This window comes from Sporosarcina obsidiansis, from assembly GCF_009651005.1.
GTDB classification, from domain to species: Bacteria; Bacillota; Bacilli; order Bacillales_A; family Planococcaceae; genus Sporosarcina; species Sporosarcina obsidiansis.
Window position 1 is genome coordinate 1 of record NZ_WHVW01000034.1, and the last position, 16,261, is coordinate 16,261.

Genomic DNA, 16,261 nt, shown 5'->3' on the forward strand with positions numbered 1-16,261 from the left:
GGGGGCTTCCCCCTGTGAGAGTAAGACGTTGCCAGGCACAAAGCCATTCCCTATGGGGAGTGGCTTTTTTGTGCGTTCAGAGAAAGGAAAGAAATGAAATGTATTGACTCGTTGCAACTAGAGCTTCGCTCGTTTGAGAGGAAGAATAGCGCGTTGTGATGAGGTAAAGGCTCGATCTGACCTAGATTTGGTACGGTTCATTGGTAGTTTGGCTCGGTGAGCGGAGAGATTGGTGTGTTGCAGAAGACGACCTGATCATAAGTGGAAAAACACAGAAGTGGTGTTTAGTTTGAGCTCTAACTTTGCACTGCATTCAGTGTTTCTCTCTTTTTGAAATTCGTTCTAGTTTAGTGCGCTTTAGTTAAAGGTTAGCTATCGTAGTAAAAAATCTACGGAGAAAAATATAATAGGTAGTATGTTTTGAAGATTAACTTTGAAATAATAGAGGGAAAGACAAAACAGTATGCTAGGTTTTATTGTGAAATTCAGGTAGAGTGAATTAAAAGAAATGAGGCGAGCTTATATGACGACAGTTTATGACTTTACTGTACAAACTGCTGACGGTCAGCAGCAGTCGCTAAAGGACTATGAAGGAAGTCCAATGGTTATTGTGAATACTGCCAGTAAGTGTGGCTTTACTAAGCAGTTTAAAGAGCTACAACAGTTATATGAAGAGTTTCAAGACAAAGGGCTTGTAATACTTGGATTTCCATCTGATAACTTTAACAATCAGGAGTTTGAGGATATTGATGAGACAGTTTCATTTTGCCAAGTAAACTATGGCGTGACGTTTCCCATGTTTGCAAAGGTAGATGTGAAAGGTGATCAGGCGGAACCTCTTTTCACTTACTTGACTGATCAACAAAAGGGTATACTAACGGAAGGAATTAAGTGGAACTTTACGAAGTTTTTAATTGATGAGAATGGACAGGTTGTAGATCGATTTGCTCCTCAAACCAATCCATTAAAAATGCAGAAATCAGTGGAAAAACTATTTAATGAAAAATAGGAATAGTTAGTTTACACTGTTCTGCCTTGACACGTTTCAATGACGCTGATAACCTTTTAATAATCTTTACCGACAACAGTTATTTTAGGAGGCAGAAAGTTAATGTGGGAATCGAAGTTTTCTCGTGAAGGTCTGACGTTTGATGATGTATTATTAGTGCCGGCCGCATCTGATGTATTACCGAAAGACGTATCTTTGGCCGTGAGTTTGACGGATAAAATTAAGTTGAATATTCCAATTATCAGTGCAGGGATGGATACGGTTACCGAATCTAAGATGGCGATCTCAATGGCACGTCAAGGTGGAGTTGGAATCATTCATAAAAATATGAGCATTGAGGAACAAGCGGAGCAAGTCATTACGGTAAAACGCTCGGAGAATGGTGTAATTAAAAATCCGTTCTTCTTAACTCCAGAGCACCAGGTGTTTGATGCAGAGCACTTAATGGGGAAATATCGAATCTCAGGTGTTCCAATCGTAAATAACATGGAAGAGAAAAAGTTGGTAGGTATTTTGACTAACCGAGATCTTAGATTTATTCAAGATTATTCCATGATCATTGATGAAGTCATGACAAAAGAAAACTTAGTAACAGCTCCAGTAGGTACTACGTTAGAAGAAGCAGAGAAAATGTTACAGCAGTATAAAATTGAGAAGCTTCCTATTGTAGATAGTAACGGCATCCTAAATGGATTAATTACTATTAAAGATATTGAAAAAGTAATTGAGTTCCCGAATGCGGCAAAAGACCAAGCTGGACGTTTGTTGGTTGGTGCAGCTGTAGGAGTCACTGTAGATACGTCTACGCGTGTGGAGAAGTTAGTCCAAGCAGAAGTCGATATCATTGTAATTGATACGGCACACGGGCATTCTAAGGGTGTTATCAATACGGTTAAAGAGATACGTGCAAATTATCCGGAACTTGCAATTGTAGCAGGAAACGTAGCAACTGCAGAGGCAGCAGAAGCGCTTTATGAAGCAGGCGCTGACGTGGTGAAAGTTGGGATTGGACCTGGATCAATTTGTACGACGCGTGTAGTAGCCGGTGTTGGAGTTCCTCAAATTACAGCTATTTACGAATGTGCAACGGTTGCAAGAAAACATGGTAAGACCATCATTGCAGATGGCGGTATTAAGTATTCTGGAGATATCGTAAAGGCATTAGCTGCTGGTGGACATGCTGTCATGCTAGGAAGCTTGTTAGCAGGTACAACGGAGAGTCCGGGAGAATCTGAAATCTTCCAAGGACGTCGTTTTAAAGTGTATCGAGGTATGGGATCTGTAGCTGCAATGGAACAAGGCTCGAAAGATCGTTATTTCCAGGAAGATGAGAAAAAGCTTGTACCTGAAGGCATTGAAGGTCGTATGCCTTATAAAGGGCCGCTTTCGGATACGATTCATCAGCTAGTGGGTGGTATTCGTTCAGGAATGGGCTATTGTGGTTCGAAGGATTTGGAAGCTCATCGTGAAAATTCACAATTTATTCGTATGACGGGTGCTGGTTTGCAGGAGAGTCATCCGCATCAAGTTCAAATTACGAAAGAAGCTCCAAACTACTCTGTGCGGTAACAAGTCAATAAAGCTCGGCAGTGAAGGCTCTTAGTGCTCTCCTGCCGTTTGTATGCTTTTGCACCTTTCTTCGCTACTTTCTATGGGCGAAAAGGTGTTTTTTTGGGATAAAGATACATGATGTGTTGTGAATGTGTTACACTGATTTTTGATATTGTCAATACGGGGGTATAATGAGTGAAAAAGGGTACAAGAAGATGGCTTTCAGCGTTATTGGTGCCGATGATGTTGTTTGCAACAATTGGAATCAATTCGACTGTAGCAAATGCGGAATCTTCACTGGGGATTCATGTAGACGGAGCAATTTTGATTGACGCGGACAGTGGAAAAGTTTTGTATGAAGAGAATGCTGACCAGCCGCTAGGTATTGCAAGTATGACAAAAATGATGACAGAATACTTGATGTTTGAAGCGCTGGAAGAAGGAACGATTTCTTGGGATCAAGAGTATCGGGTGAACGGATATACATATGCTGTGTCGCAAGATCGTCGTTTGAGCAATGTGCCACTTCGCCGTGATGGCACGTATACGATCCGTGAACTTTATGAAGCTGTTGCTATTTATTCGGCAAACGCGGCTACGATTGCAATTGCGGAGACGATTGCAGGAACGGAAGCGGAGTTTGTAAAATTAATGAATGCCAAAGCAGAAGAGCTTGGGTTAAAGGATTATAAATTTGTCAACTCTACAGGTTTAAATAATAAGGAATTACAAGGAATGCATCCGGCAGGTACGGGTGAGAAAGATGAGAACGTCATGCCTGCACGTTCAGTTGCAAAATTGGCGTATCATCTATTGGCAGACTATCCAGAAGTACTTGAAACAACAAAAATCAGTAGGAAATTATTCCGTGAAGGTACAGAAGATGAAATCAAAATGGACAACTGGAACTTCATGCTTCCAGGTTTAGTGTATGAGTACCCAGGCGTAGATGGTTTGAAAACAGGTACTACAGAGTTTGCAGGACATTGCTTTACAGGTACAGCTACACGTGATGATAAACGTGTCATCGCGGTTGTTATGAAAGCGGTGGATGCAAAGGGCGTCGGTTCTTATCAAGCACGTTTTGATGCAACTCGCGCATTATTCGATTATGGCTTTAGCCAATTTTCCGAAACAGAAATCTTACCAGCAGGACACCAGTTTAAGAAACAAAAAACATTAGGCGTCATTAAAGGAAAAGAGAAGAAAGTTGGAATTGCTACAAAAGAACCTGTCAGTATGTTAATTCGCAATAGCGATAAAAATGAGTATGAGCCACAGCTTGTGTTAGATAAAAAGCTTGTGAAAGATGGAAAAGTTCAAGCTCCATTGAAAAAAGGTACAGTCATCGGACATGTAAAGCTAGTGAAAAAAGATGGTTCAGATTATGGCTATATCGATGGCAAGACAGCGGGCACGGAAGTCGTGACAACGGAAGAAGTAAAAAAAGCAGGATGGTTCTCTCTAACGATGGGAGCAATTGGTGATTTCTTCGCAAGTGCTTGGAAAAGCTCTACTGGTTTTATAAAGGGATTATTTGATTGAATAACATAAAGCAGCGTGCCTAATTACTAGGCATCGCTGCTTTTTTGATGTTCCACGCGTTCATTAGAGTATGGATGCCCTCTTTAATTTGCAGTTCGGATAAACCGCCAAAACCGATGAGGAAGGAAGGGTCTGATAACCCCGGGATTGTTCGATATGTATCCAAGCCATATACTTTCACTCCTACAGATAAAGCCTTCGCTGACAGCTCCTGTTCGGTCATATCGAGGTGTGTGTGAAGCAAAATATGCATTCCCGCTTCATCACCTGAAAATGAAATGGATGGTTTGTAAGATTCTAGTGTCTCCGTCAGTACGTGCATTTTTCGACGATAGATTTTCCTCATTCTGTTCAGATGACGGGAGAATTGACCATCTGCCATAAAATGCGCCAGAATGTGCTGATCGATTCTAGGCACCGAGGATGAATAGGGGATGAACGCTTTACGATATCTATCCAACAGCATAGAAGGAAGTACCATATACGCAATCCGCATGGAAGGCATTAGAGACTTTGTAAACGTGCTTAGGTAAATGACTTTATCTCCTTTATCCATTCCTTGTAAAGAGGGGATCGGACGGCCACGGTAACGGAATTCACTGTCATAGTCGTCTTCAATAATGAAGAATTCTGGATTGGAGGCTGCCCAATTCAAAAGAGCCGTCCTACGAGCCGCAGAAAGCACTGTACCAGTCGGAAATTGATGGGAAGGGGTAACGTAAGCTATAGAAGCATCCGATCTCTGAAGAGCCTTCACGTCCATTCCTTCATGATCTACAGCAATTGGAATCGTTTCTCTATAATTCTCCGAAAAGGCATGTCGTGTCAGTAAATAGCCGGGATCTTCAATGGCATAACGCGCCTCTTCTCCCAATATCCGAATAATTAAAGGGAGAAGTTGCTCAGTTCCCGACCCGATGATGATTTGTTCAGGTATACAGTCCACTCCACGTGAATGATATAAATAACGAGCAATTTCCTGACGTAGTTCCAAATCACCGTGTGGATCGCCCAACAGTAATAAATGTGAATGAGACACATCCACTACATCGCGTGCGTATTTACGCCAAGTCGTGAAGGGGAAATATTCTGTATCGATGGCTCCTGCTGAAAAGTCGAAATGAATGGGTTCAGCTATTTTCTGCACAGCTACCGGCATATCAGATTTAGTGGGCTGTACATATGCTAATTCTTCAATAGCCTGAACGAAATATCCTTTTCGCGGTTCCGCGGCAATGAAACCTTCTGCCGTCAGCTGATCATATGCCATTTCAATAGTCGTTTGGCTGACGTCCAAAAGATCTTCGAGCTGGCGTTTTGAAGGTAGCTTCATGCCGACGGGAAATTTTCCATCGATAATATCCTGACGAATTTGATTGTATATTTGCTGATACAACGGAATGTCTGATGTCTTTTGAAGCTCAATGAAAATAATGTCCACGAGAACATCCTCCTACTGACCACTTAGTATATTGTCTAACTGGCTATTTCAATGTGGTCAAATTAAATTATACTGAAAATATCGAAAAGGAGGAAGGAATATGAATTTTCATTATGGTGGCGTCATCATGGATGTTATTAATGCAGAACAAGCAAGAGTAGCTGAAGCAGCAGGAGCCGTAGCGGTTATGGCATTAGAGCGGGTGCCTTCAGATATAAGGGCAGCAGGGGGAGTCGCACGAATGGCAGATCCTCGCATCGTCGAGGAAGTGCAGCAAGCAGTCTCTATTCCAGTGATGGCGAAAGCGCGCATTGGACATATTTCTGAAGCACGAGTACTGGAGGCGCTAGGTGTTGATTTTATTGATGAAAGTGAAGTACTGACGCCTGCAGATGATGAGTTCCATCTTTTGAAGAGCAATTTTAGCGTGCCTTTCGTTTGTGGAGCACGTAACTTAGGGGAGGCAGCTCGTCGTTTAGGTGAAGGAGCGAAAATGCTGCGAACAAAAGGAGAACCAGGCACCGGAAATATTGTGGAAGCTGTGCGTCATTTACGGATGATTAACGCTCAGGTAAATAAAGTAGTGCATATGAGCAAAGATGAGTTGATGACGGAAGCCCGCGATTTAGGAGCACCGTTTGAAATTTTATTAGAAATTAAAGAAACAGGCCGATTGCCAGTTGTTAATTATTCAGCGGGTGGTGTTGCGACTCCTGCCGATGCAGCGTTGATGATGGAGCTAGGCGCAGATGGAGTATTCGTAGGTTCGGGAATTTTCAAATCGGATAACCCGGAAGCATTTGCTCGGGCAATTGTACAGGCAACAGCAAATTATAAAGATTATAAATTAATCTCAGAGTTGTCAAAAGGAATCGGTACGCCAATGAAGGGCTTAGAGATATCGAAGCTGTCGGAGAGCGAACTAATGGCTATTCGTAGTTCATAAAGAGAAGGTGCCTTATTGTTCTCGCAATGAGGCACACCTTTACTTGATAATTCAAATACATATAGTATAATGAATATAATTTCACATGTATCACGATGATAGGAAGCAGTAGCAACTACGTTTTTCAAAGAGAGCCAGCGGATGGTGCGAGCTGGTAAAGACCGTTGTGAATCCGTCCTGGAGTAGCAGAACTGAAATTAGTAGGTTCTTGCCGGTCAGTTGAGCCGATATCTCAAACAAGTGGACTGGGTAACCAGTCAATTTGGGTGGCAACGCGGGTAGTTCTCGTCCCTTTTATAAGGGGATGGAGGGCTTTTTTTATTTGTATTCAGCAGAGAAGTACCACTTCTATAAGTGGTGGGATAACTGTAATGCTCTCACTGTTCATTGGGCATTTAAACGCCCGCTGAATCCAAATAAAGCCTCCGGCGGATATCATGGATTTTGAAAGGAGTTAAATGTGTAGGCACATTTCAAAATCCAGACGCAATCACACTGAGGCGTGATTGATTGATTTTTATCATTTGAATGTAACTAAAAGGAGGCGAATCGCATGCTAGATAGTAAGGTATTGCGTACAAATTTTGAAGAGGTAAAGGAAAAGCTGAGCAAACGAGGGGAAGATTTAACCGACTTTGATAAGTTCGGCGGTTTGGATGAAAAGCGACGCGAGATTTTATCAAAAGTTGAAGTTCTCAAAGCAGAGCGAAATGAAGTTTCACAACAAGTTGCACAAATGAAGCGTAATAAGGAAAATGCTGATGAAGTGATTGCAAGAATGCGCGAAGTCGGTGAGGAAATCAAGGCCTATGACACAGAACTTGCGAAAGTGGAAGAAGAACTAAACTATGTTCTCATGCGCATTCCGAATATCCCGCATGAAAGTGTACCAGTAGGGGATAGTGAAGACGATAACGTGGAGGTTCGGACATGGGGTGAACAACCAACTTTTGACTTTGAACCGAAGCCACATTGGGAGCTTGGAACAGATTTGCAGCTACTCGACTTTGAACGTGCCGCAAAAGTGACAGGCAGCCGTTTTGTATTTTATCGCGGACTTGGTGCACGACTTGAGCGTGCGTTGATCAATTTCATGCTCGACCTTCATAATGAAGAACACGGATATGAAGAAATGCTACCACCTTATATGGTGAATCGGACAAGCTTGACGGGAACGGGGCAACTTCCTAAATTTGAAGAAGATGCATTTTTGATTGAAGAAGAAGATTACTTCTTAATTCCGACATCCGAAGTGCCGGTAACGAACTTTTACCGTGATGAAATTTTAGATGGTGAAAAATTGCCAGTAGCGTTCACAGCATACAGCACAAATTTCCGTTCAGAGGCAGGATCTGCGGGTCGTGATACAAGAGGATTGATTCGTCAGCATCAGTTCAATAAAGTAGAGCTTGTTCGTTTTGTGAAGCCAGAAGATTCTTATGATGAGTTGGAGAAGTTGACAGGACATGCGGAGCGCGTACTGCAATTATTAAACTTACCGTATCGTGTGTTGAAAATGTGTACAGCGGATTTAGGATTCACAGCTGCTAAGAAATACGACTTGGAAGTATGGATTCCGACACAAAATATGTATCGTGAAATCTCTTCTTGCTCTAACTTTGAAGATTTCCAAGCGCGTCGGGCATCTATTCGTTTCCGTCGGGAGCCAGGTGCTAAGCCTGAGTACGTTCATACGTTAAACGGTAGTGGTCTGGCGGTTGGACGGACAGTGGCAGCAATCTTGGAAAATTATCAACTGGAAGACGGCTCAGTCGTGATTCCTGAAGTGCTTCGTCCATACATGGGTGGAAAAGAAAAAATTGAAGCACCAGAATAATTGAAAAAGAAGCCGTCGCTAATGAGTTAAGACTCTTGGCGACGAGCTTCTTTTTTTTCTTCTTTTCTCTTTTGTCGAATAGCCCGAAAAAAATTGGTCAGTAGTTGACCACACTCCTCTGCCAATATACCTTCCGTCACTTCACATTCATGATTGAAACGAGAGTCATTGAGCAATTGATAAAATGTATGAACGCAGCCACCTTTTGGATCGCGTGCACCGTATACTACACGAGGGATACGTGATTGGAGAATTGCACCCGAACACATGGGACATGGTTCTAGCGTGACGTATAAAACGGTGTCTTCTAATCTCCAGCTACCTAATGTTTCACAGGCAAGCTGGATAGCAGAAAGCTCTGCATGGGTTACTGCATTCTGCGATGTTTCACGTAAATTATGCGCTCTAGCAATGACTTGTCCATCGTGTACGATGATTGCACCGATCGGAACTTCTTCCAAAGCGGCGGCTTTCCGTGCTTCTTCTATTGCTAACTGCATGTAGTGTTTGTCATCTTTTATCATACTGTCCACTCCTTACAAACAGTCTATCATCTGGGAGATGAAAATCAATATTGTAAATGTTCCACGTGAAACAATTAAGAATAGAATTACAGTATAAACGTTGCGACAGTTGCCTATATAATTAGCATGCACTGCTGTGGAATATGCTAAAATAGGACATGCAATATCTAGCGGAAGGGTGAGTGCTACGTGTTTGTTCCATTCATTGCTATTGAGGGCCCGATTGGTGTAGGCAAGACTACGTTGACCACAGCAATTGCTAAAGCCTATTCCTATCAAAAACTGCAAGAAATTAGCAGTGAAAATCCTTTTTTGGATCAATTTTATCAAGATCGAGAAAAGTGGAGCTTCCAAACGGAAATGTTTTTTCTATGCAATCGCTACGAACAATTGAAACAGATCGATGCGAAATATATTTCTGCCGGCACGCCCATCGTAGCAGACTATCATATCTTCAAGAATATGTTGTTTGCAGAGCGTACACTGAATCCATTCGATTTCCGTAAATATAAAGAGATCTATCGTATTTTAATTGAAGGTCTACCAATGCCGAATATCGTTATTTCATTGTCAGCGACGTTGCCAACCTTGCTACAACGTATTGATGAGCGTGGTCGTTCTTATGAAGACAAGATGGATCGCGATTATTTGCAGCAACTCTCTGATGACTATCGTACCTATATACCTAAATTTGAGAAAGCGCATCCTGATATACCTGTTCTTCATATAAACGGTGATGAGATGGACTTTGTGCGAAATGAAAAAGATATGGAGACTATATTGGATAGAGTGGACGCAGCTGTGCAGAAAGGTTTGAAAATGAATGAATCCGTATAATATTCCAATGAATAGTGTTATTGCAGTAGCTGGAATGGTGGGGGCTGGTAAGTCCACGATGACTCAAGCGATTGCTTCTCGTCTCGGTTTTCAGGCATCGTTTGAAAACGTAACAGAGAATCCATATTTGGAGAGGTTTTATAAGGACTTTGAACGATGGAGTTTTCACTTGCAAATCTTCTTTTTAGGAGAACGTTTTAAAGAGCAGAAACGTATTTTTGAAAGTGGCGGTGGCTTTGTGCAAGACCGTTCTATTTACGAGGATGTCGGGATCTTTGCGAAAATGCATGCAGATGAAGGCACGATGGATGCCGTAGATTATGCGACGTATATGAATTTATATGAGGCAATGGTGTTGACACCTTATTTTCCACATCCTAATCTGTTGATTTATTTAGAGGGTTCATTGGATTCTATTATGGATCGAATTCAGGAGCGTGGAAGGGATATGGAATTGCAGACGCCTCTCACTTATTGGGAGGCAATGTATCATCGATATGAAGAGTGGATTAATTCGTTCACGGCATGTCCTGTCATTCGGCTAAATATAGAAGAGTATGATTTACTAGGAAATGGACAAGACGTAGATCGAATTATCGAGAAAGTAGCAAGTGAAATGAGAAGAGAGACGGCACTTGGTAATTGAGTGTATGCCGTCTCTCTATTATTTCAATGTGATGTAACTTCTGTAAAAAATTCGTGATATAATTCGCGGAGGACTAAGTTTTCATCTTTTTCCTGAATTCCGAAAACTAAGCTGACTTCTGAAGAACCTTGGTTAATCATTTCGATGTTTGCTCCTGTCCGTGCAATAGCTGATGCCGCACGTGCTGCCAGGCCTCTCGCATGGCGCATACCTTCTCCTACAAGCACGACCATAGAATAATCGTGTTGGAAATGAACATCGTCAGGTTTCAACTCCTGTTCGATACGAGTCATAATGCGCGCTTCCTTTTCATTTGTTAAATGCTCCGTCCGAATTATCACAGAAAGGTTGTCGATTCCAGAAGGTGTATGCTCATAAGGAATCTCTTCTTCTTCTAAGATTTGTAGCAAATGACGACCGAACCCGATCTCCAAGTTCATCAAGTATTTATCGACGAATAAAGTGGAGAATCCTTTGTCTGCTGCAATTCCAACAACCGATTGGATCGAGTGGTCTCGATTTCGCACAATCATCGTGCCAGGTGCACTCGGGTTGTTCGTATTTTTAATACAAACTGGAATGGAGTGGCGGAACGCGGGAACTAATGCTTCTTCATGGAAGACTGAAAAGCCAGCATAGGCAAGTTCGCGCATTTCCCTGTACGTGACAGTTTCGATAGCTCTTGGATTTTCAATAACTGTTGGATTCGCTGAAAAAACAGAATCTACATCTGTGAAATTTTCATAAAGTTCTGCATTCGTAGCAGCTGCTAAAAGAGCTCCTGTAATATCAGATCCTCCGCGGTTAAATGTACGTAATGTTCCATCTTCCGTGTAGCCGAAAAAGCCAGGAAATACGATGATCCCTTTTCTATCTCTCAGAGTGGATAGCTTTTCATCACCTTCAGGCAACGCACGTACTCGTTCTGGTCGCTGATTGACGAGCAAACCGCCTTCGCGTGGGCTAACATATTCCGCCTCTATACCGATATGTTGAAAATAGGCTGCGATTAATTTTGCGTTATTATCTTCACCGGCAGCTTTTAAACTATCTATGTAAAGGATGTGGTCAGACTGATCTTTTTTTACTCGTCTGATTAAATCTTGTTCAATCACTTGAGAGATTTCATTGTCGAGACCAAGTCCTTCGGCAATTTGTTGATAGCGATCCACGACTTTTTGCAACGCTTCGGCTGTATCTTTACCCGCTAGTGCGGTATCTGCCAGGTCAATTAATAGGTCAGTTACTTTGATATCTGTGGAAAAACGTTTGCCAGGTGCGGAGACTACAACGATTTTCCGAGTTGGATCGGACACGACGATGTCAACCACTTTGCGAATTTGTTCTGCGGATGCGACGGATGTACCGCCAAATTTACAAACTTTCATTATATACCAGATCCTATCTACTTTAAGATTATCTATCTATTATTTTAGAAGATTAATGAAAACGGGTTGTTATTAAAGGCAGAATTCTCTATAATTGTCCTTATACGAAGAACGATTGTTTTTTCATAGTGTACATATAGTTAGGAGAATCGTCAAATGAAAAATGAAATTAATATTGGTTTGTTGGGCTATGGAGTTGTAGGAAGTGGCGTGGCAACCATCTTGCATAATCATCAAGACGACTTGCGTCATAAGTTAGGCGTTCCTGTATCCATCAAGAAAGTAGTCGTTAAAAATTTAGATAAAAAACGTAATGGTGTGATACCAAAAGAAATGTTTACCACGTCTTTGGACGAGGTGCTCAATGATCCCGACATCGATCTGGTCGTAGAAGTGATGGGCGGTACGTTAGATGCAAAAGAGGCAATTCGACGTTCATTGGAAGCGGGTAAAGGCGTTGTGACAGCAAACAAGGATGTCATGGCTGAGGCAGGCCCTGAGCTATTGAGGCTGGCAGATGCAAATAAGTGCGACTTATTATATGAAGCGAGTGTCGGTGGTGGTATCCCATTGATCCGTACCCTAGAAGATGGTCTAGCATCTGATCGAATTACTGCACTGACAGGAATCGTTAACGGAACAACTAACTTTATTTTAACAAAGATGAAGCATGAAAATAAGACGTATGAAGAAGCATTGGCGGAAGCGACGGAATTAGGTTTTGCGGAAGCAGATCCTTCAGCAGACGTCGATGGCATTGATGCGGCACGTAAAATGGTCATTTTAGCCTCTTTGTCTTTTTCCACTGAAGTGCGTTTGGATGATGTGTTTGTCCGTGGGATGAAAGAAATCAAAGATGGCGACTTACAACTTGCTGAACAGTTTGGTTATACGATTAAAATGGCGGGATCTGCGAAAAAGGATGAAGATGGAATCGAAGTGGCAGTGGAGCCTGTATTCTTCCCGAATTCTCACCCTTTAGCGACAGTTAACAATGAATTTAATGCAGTGTATGTTTACGGGGATGCAGTGGGAGAAACGATGTTCTACGGTCCAGGAGCTGGATCTATGCCGACTGCGACATCAGTTACAGGAGATGTAGTGGCAGCTTGTCGGAATTTATTGCTTGGCGTAAATGGTAAGAGATTACATGCGCCTCAATATGAGCGCCAAGTGAAGACGGATGATCAAAAGTTTGCACGCTACTTCCACCGGATCACTGTACGCGATGAGGTGGGCGTATTGACGGAACTGACTTCGATTTACAGTCATCATAAAGCAAGTTTGGCAACAGTCGTCCAAGATTCGGAGCGTCATGATGAGGGTGCGGATTTAATATTCATTACACATAGAATTTCTCGCCAACAGCATTTAGATATTTTACAAGACTTAAAAGATACACCAGCGGTCATTGACATTTCGAGTCACTACCGGGTGGAAGGAGAATAATTTATTATGAGAAGATGGAATGGACTAATTGAAGAATATAAAGAATGGTTACCAGTGACGGAAAATACGCCTGCATTGACTTTACAGGAAGGGAATACGCCATTAATTCATCTGGAAAATTTGTCTAAGCAGTGGGGTATTAATCTCTATGTGAAGACAGAAGGAACGAATCCGACTGGTTCATTTAAAGACCGTGGGATGGTTATGGCAGTAGCTAAAGCGAAAGAAGAGGGTAAAACTGCTTTGATTTGTGCATCAACAGGTAACACCTCTGCGGCCGCAGCAGCTTACGGTGCTCGTGCTGGAATGCGGACAATTGTTGTAATTCCTGAAGGCCGCATTGCACTCGGTAAATTGGCACAGGCAAAAATGTACGGGGCAGAAATCGTTGCGATCGAAGGAAACTTTGATGAAGCACTTCGTATGGTACGTGAAGTCGGCGAAGGAAAAATCGCGTTAGTAAACTCCGTGAATCCTTATCGTTTGGAAGGACAAAAGACGGTAGCATTCGAAGCGATCGAACAGCTTGGGAAAGTACCTGATATTTTCGCGTTACCAGTAGGAAATGCCGGGAATATTTCTGCTGCATGGAAAGGCTTCAAAGAGTATGCAGAGAAAAAAGGTACAGGCACACCTAAGTTGCTTGGTGTTCAAGCAGACGGTGCAGCGCCAATCGTATATGACCGTGTATTCGAAGAGCCAGAAACCGTAGCGACAGCCATCCGTATCGGAAATCCTGCAAGCTGGCATTTGGCTACTCAAGCTCTTGAAGAATCAGGCGGTGATATTCTGTCTGCTACGGATGAGGAAATCCTTGAAGCCTATCAACTGCTAGCTGCGACAGATGGCATCTTCGCTGAACCGGCATCTTGTGCAACTATTGCAGGAATCAAAAAACGTCTAGATGCAGGATTAATTGAAAAAGGAACAACAATTGTGGGCATTTTGACAGGAAACGGATTGAAGGATCCTGAGACAGCGATCAATGTTAACTCCGATAAGCCATTAATGACAAATGAACAGTTTGATAGCTTCTTGAAAGAATTGAAAGAGGGGAACGACTAATGACTGAAGCCGGTTTTTCAGTGACCGTGCCAGCCACAACGGCGAATCTCGGACCCGGCTTCGATCATTTAGGTCTTGCCCTTTCACTTAAAATGACAATAGAAGTAACACCTGCTTTAGAGTGGAATATTCTGTATCAAGATAAGGAATATTCTTCACTGCCAACTGACGAAACGAATTTAATCGTGCAAACCATTCAACAGGTGGTGGCACAATATGATCGATTCGTTGCACCGCAAAAATTAGTTGTACGTTCAGACATTCCTTTAGGAAAAGGTCTCGGTAGTAGTGCTACAGCTATTGCAGCTGGAATTGAAATTGCTAGTGAATTAGCGGACTTGCAGTTGTCACCGCAGGATAAACTGCGGATCGGTAGTGAGTTGGAAGGTCATGCAGATAACGTTACGGCTGCCCTGCTTGGAGGGTTGACTGTCTCCTATTTCACGGAAGAGCATATGGAAGTAATGACATTCCCTGCACCTCCCATCGGTGTGGTCATCATGGTACCGCCAGTTGCTTTGAAAACGGAAGCTTCTCGTGGGCTATTACCTGAGCAATTGACGCATAAAGAAGCGATTCAAGGAAGTGCAGCCGGCAGTGTGATGACGGCTGCAATCGCTCAGGCTGACTGGGTGACAGCGGGTCGCATGATGGAACGAGATATTTTCCATGAACCATTCCGCAAGATGGGGTTTCCAGATTTTGATGAAATTCGTTTAGCATGTAAGGAAATCGGTACATATGGCATGACGATCAGTGGAGCAGGACCGTCTCTCTTCATCGCTGTACCCCCAGGAACTGAGCAACAAGTGGCGGCTTTGCTAGGACAGCGTTTTCCGCATTATCAAGGAATTGCGCTGCAACCAGCCGAACAAGGCGCGTTTATTACAAAATAAAAAAGAGCATCCAAAGGCTATTTGTGCCTGGATGCTCTTTCTGTTTTTGTGTAATAAAAAAACGTTACATCATGTAACGTGTAGTGTCTAAAATATGGCGGAGGAAGAGGGATTCGAACCCCCGCGGGCTTTAACACCCCTGTCGGTTTTCAAGACCGATCCCTTCAGCCGGGCTTGGGTATTCCTCCGTGTTGGACAAGTAATACTTTATCATGTTCTAAAAAACATGTCAACCATTATCTTAATGTTTTTCTTTTTGTCGGTACACATAGCGTCAGCAATAGAAACTTAGTTCAAATCTTTTTGTTGATTAATGTATCGTTGTGGTTTTCAAAATGACAGCAAAAAGAAATATCGAAAAAGCTACTTAGATAAGTGGAAGAGAATTTGCCGATGGAAAAGGAATATGTGCACTAGTGAATCAATCGTGGGGATTAAGAAATACTGCAGTTGCAAACATACAAAACAATGCATATTTCAACCATTCATAAACAGACGTGACAATAACAGCTCTGAGCAAAGGATAGAATAACAGGAGAGACTCTACTATAAAATCAACGACTCTTTCCATTTCATTTAATTACTAGAATTTTAAGTTGTCAAAAAACGTTATGTTACGTTAAGTGTTACTTATATTTTAATTAGCAGATAAAAATAGAACGCAACAGGCATGTGCAATCATTTCATAAGACACAAGGTTTACCATTGCAATCACAATTAAAGTTGCGTATAATGAGGAATGCCGTGCTAGGTGGGGAATTAGCGGTGCCCTGTAACTTGCAATCCGCTCTAGCAAGACTGAATTCCTTTTCGAGGCTGTTCGCATGTAGGGTCTGCCTTTTGCACGTAGTGTTGACGTCTGGGTCCTGCGCAATGGGAACCCATGAACCATGTCAGGTCCGGAAGGAAGCAGCATTAAGTGGACTCTCTCATGTGCCGCGGGGTAGCCTAGGCCGAGCCAACGACAAGAGTAACGCTTATGTGCGGCAGTCGAAGAAAGGTGCACGGCTTTAATTGAACAATTCACTCGTCCATTTTAAAATGGACGAGTCAGACTGTAGACAAACTCCGGAAATTTGGAGTTTTCCTACAGTCTATTTTCTTTTACAATAGAGTAAACGCCAGGA

General features: G+C 42.5%; 13 protein-coding genes, 1 tRNA gene, 1 other RNA gene and 1 other annotated feature. Of the genes, 11 read left to right on the forward strand and 4 right to left on the reverse strand.

Annotation, left to right across the window (positions count from 1 at the left end; genetic code table 11):
• Window positions 1-523 precede the first annotated feature (523 nt).
• From GD002_RS17045 to GD002_RS17055, 3 genes are all read left to right on the forward strand, one after another.
• On the forward strand, window positions 524-1,009 hold the full coding sequence (locus GD002_RS17045) for a glutathione peroxidase (protein WP_153733570.1): 486 nt from the start codon (window positions 524-526) through the stop codon (window positions 1,007-1,009).
• A 102-nt stretch (window positions 1,010-1,111) separates the two neighbouring features.
• The gene (gene guaB, locus GD002_RS17050; protein ID WP_153733571.1) at window positions 1,112-2,578 is read left to right on the forward strand and encodes an IMP dehydrogenase; all 1,467 of its coding nucleotides are present in this window, start codon (window positions 1,112-1,114) and stop codon (window positions 2,576-2,578) included.
• A gap of 177 nt (window positions 2,579-2,755) precedes the next feature.
• Entirely contained in the window at window positions 2,756-4,105 is a 1,350-nt protein-coding gene (locus GD002_RS17055) for a serine hydrolase (protein ID WP_408020107.1), read from the forward strand.
• Window positions 4,106-4,124: 19 nt separating this feature from the next.
• Here GD002_RS17055 and pdxR read toward each other — a convergent pair whose 3' ends face one another.
• Complete coding sequence (pdxR, locus tag GD002_RS17060; RefSeq protein ID WP_153733572.1) at window positions 4,125-5,546, reverse strand: MocR-like pyridoxine biosynthesis transcription factor PdxR; 1,422 nt, start codon at window positions 5,544-5,546, stop codon at window positions 4,125-4,127.
• Between the two features lie 100 nt (window positions 5,547-5,646).
• Between pdxR and pdxS the strand changes: the two genes are divergently transcribed.
• Both pdxS and serS read left to right on the forward strand, forming a co-directional pair.
• Window positions 5,647-6,492 carry a pyridoxal 5'-phosphate synthase lyase subunit PdxS gene (gene pdxS, locus GD002_RS17065; RefSeq protein WP_153733573.1) on the forward strand — a complete coding sequence of 282 codons (846 nt, stop codon included), beginning with the start codon at window positions 5,647-5,649 and terminating at the stop codon, window positions 6,490-6,492.
• A gap of 86 nt (window positions 6,493-6,578) precedes the next feature.
• Window positions 6,579-6,788: a binding site (T-box leader), on the forward strand.
• Between the two features lie 257 nt (window positions 6,789-7,045).
• Window positions 7,046-8,329: a serine--tRNA ligase gene (gene serS / locus GD002_RS17070; protein WP_153733574.1), complete on the forward strand. Its 1,284-nt coding sequence runs from the start codon at window positions 7,046-7,048 to the stop codon at window positions 8,327-8,329.
• 26 nt (window positions 8,330-8,355) lie between these two features.
• Here the strand turns inward: serS and tadA are convergent, their stop codons facing one another.
• Window positions 8,356-8,853 carry a tRNA adenosine(34) deaminase TadA gene (gene tadA, locus GD002_RS17075; protein ID WP_153733575.1) on the reverse strand — a complete coding sequence of 166 codons (498 nt, stop codon included), beginning with the start codon at window positions 8,851-8,853 and terminating at the stop codon, window positions 8,356-8,358.
• Between the two features lie 189 nt (window positions 8,854-9,042).
• Between tadA and GD002_RS17080 the strand changes: the two genes are divergently transcribed.
• Both GD002_RS17080 and GD002_RS17085 read left to right on the forward strand, forming a co-directional pair.
• Window positions 9,043-9,690 (forward strand): deoxynucleoside kinase, encoded by a 648-nt coding sequence (locus GD002_RS17080; protein ID WP_153733576.1) that lies wholly within the window; start codon window positions 9,043-9,045, stop codon window positions 9,688-9,690.
• Complete coding sequence (locus tag GD002_RS17085) at window positions 9,677-10,336, forward strand: deoxynucleoside kinase (protein ID WP_153733577.1); 660 nt, start codon at window positions 9,677-9,679, stop codon at window positions 10,334-10,336. Before GD002_RS17080 ends, GD002_RS17085 begins: the two co-directional genes overlap by 14 nt.
• 23 nt (window positions 10,337-10,359) lie before the next feature.
• On the opposite strand, the gene GD002_RS17090 is transcribed toward GD002_RS17085, so the two are convergent.
• Entirely contained in the window at window positions 10,360-11,724 is a 1,365-nt protein-coding gene (locus GD002_RS17090; RefSeq protein ID WP_153733578.1) for an aspartate kinase, read from the reverse strand.
• A gap of 156 nt (window positions 11,725-11,880) precedes the next feature.
• On the opposite strand from GD002_RS17090, the gene GD002_RS17095 reads away from it, so the two are divergent.
• Genes GD002_RS17095 through thrB form a run of 3 tightly spaced genes read left to right on the forward strand, consistent with a single transcriptional unit; the run spans window position 11,881 to window position 15,134 of the window.
• Window positions 11,881-13,173: a homoserine dehydrogenase gene (locus tag GD002_RS17095; RefSeq protein ID WP_153733579.1), complete on the forward strand. Its 1,293-nt coding sequence runs from the start codon at window positions 11,881-11,883 to the stop codon at window positions 13,171-13,173.
• 6 nt (window positions 13,174-13,179) lie between these two features.
• Window positions 13,180-14,238, forward strand: a complete 1,059-nt coding sequence (gene thrC, locus GD002_RS17100; protein WP_153733580.1) for a threonine synthase — start codon at window positions 13,180-13,182, stop codon at window positions 14,236-14,238.
• Window positions 14,238-15,134 (forward strand): homoserine kinase, encoded by an 897-nt coding sequence (gene thrB / locus GD002_RS17105; protein WP_153733581.1) that lies wholly within the window; start codon window positions 14,238-14,240, stop codon window positions 15,132-15,134. The genes thrC and thrB overlap by 1 nt, the downstream gene beginning before the upstream one ends.
• 95 nt (window positions 15,135-15,229) lie before the next feature.
• Here the strand turns inward: thrB and GD002_RS17110 are convergent.
• A tRNA-Ser gene (locus tag GD002_RS17110) sits at window positions 15,230-15,322 on the reverse strand.
• A 554-nt stretch (window positions 15,323-15,876) separates the two neighbouring features.
• Between GD002_RS17110 and ffs the strand changes: the two genes are divergently transcribed.
• Window positions 15,877-16,142: signal recognition particle sRNA large type (gene ffs, locus GD002_RS17115), an RNA gene on the forward strand.
• The last annotated feature ends 119 nt before the right edge of the window (window positions 16,143-16,261 follow it).

Bases quoted from the DNA above. Each gene is read 5' to 3' on its own strand.
- GD002_RS17085 (WP_153733577.1), top strand. From the start codon at position 9,677: ATGAATCCGTATAATATTCCAATGAATAGTGTTATTGCAGTAGCTGGA.
- guaB (WP_153733571.1), top strand. From the start codon at position 1,112: ATGTGGGAATCGAAGTTTTCTCGTGAAGGTCTGACGTTTGATGATGTA.
- pdxS (WP_153733573.1), top strand. From the start codon at position 5,647: ATGAATTTTCATTATGGTGGCGTCATCATGGATGTTATTAATGCAGAA.
- thrB (WP_153733581.1), top strand. From the start codon at position 14,238: ATGACTGAAGCCGGTTTTTCAGTGACCGTGCCAGCCACAACGGCGAAT.
- tadA (WP_153733575.1), bottom strand. From the start codon at position 8,853: ATGATAAAAGATGACAAACACTACATGCAGTTAGCAATAGAAGAAGCA.
- GD002_RS17090 (WP_153733578.1), bottom strand. From the start codon at position 11,724: ATGAAAGTTTGTAAATTTGGCGGTACATCCGTCGCATCCGCAGAACAA.
- thrC (WP_153733580.1), top strand. From the start codon at position 13,180: ATGAGAAGATGGAATGGACTAATTGAAGAATATAAAGAATGGTTACCA.
- serS (WP_153733574.1), top strand. From the start codon at position 7,046: ATGCTAGATAGTAAGGTATTGCGTACAAATTTTGAAGAGGTAAAGGAA.
- GD002_RS17095 (WP_153733579.1), top strand. From the start codon at position 11,881: ATGAAAAATGAAATTAATATTGGTTTGTTGGGCTATGGAGTTGTAGGA.
- GD002_RS17045 (WP_153733570.1), top strand. From the start codon at position 524: ATGACGACAGTTTATGACTTTACTGTACAAACTGCTGACGGTCAGCAG.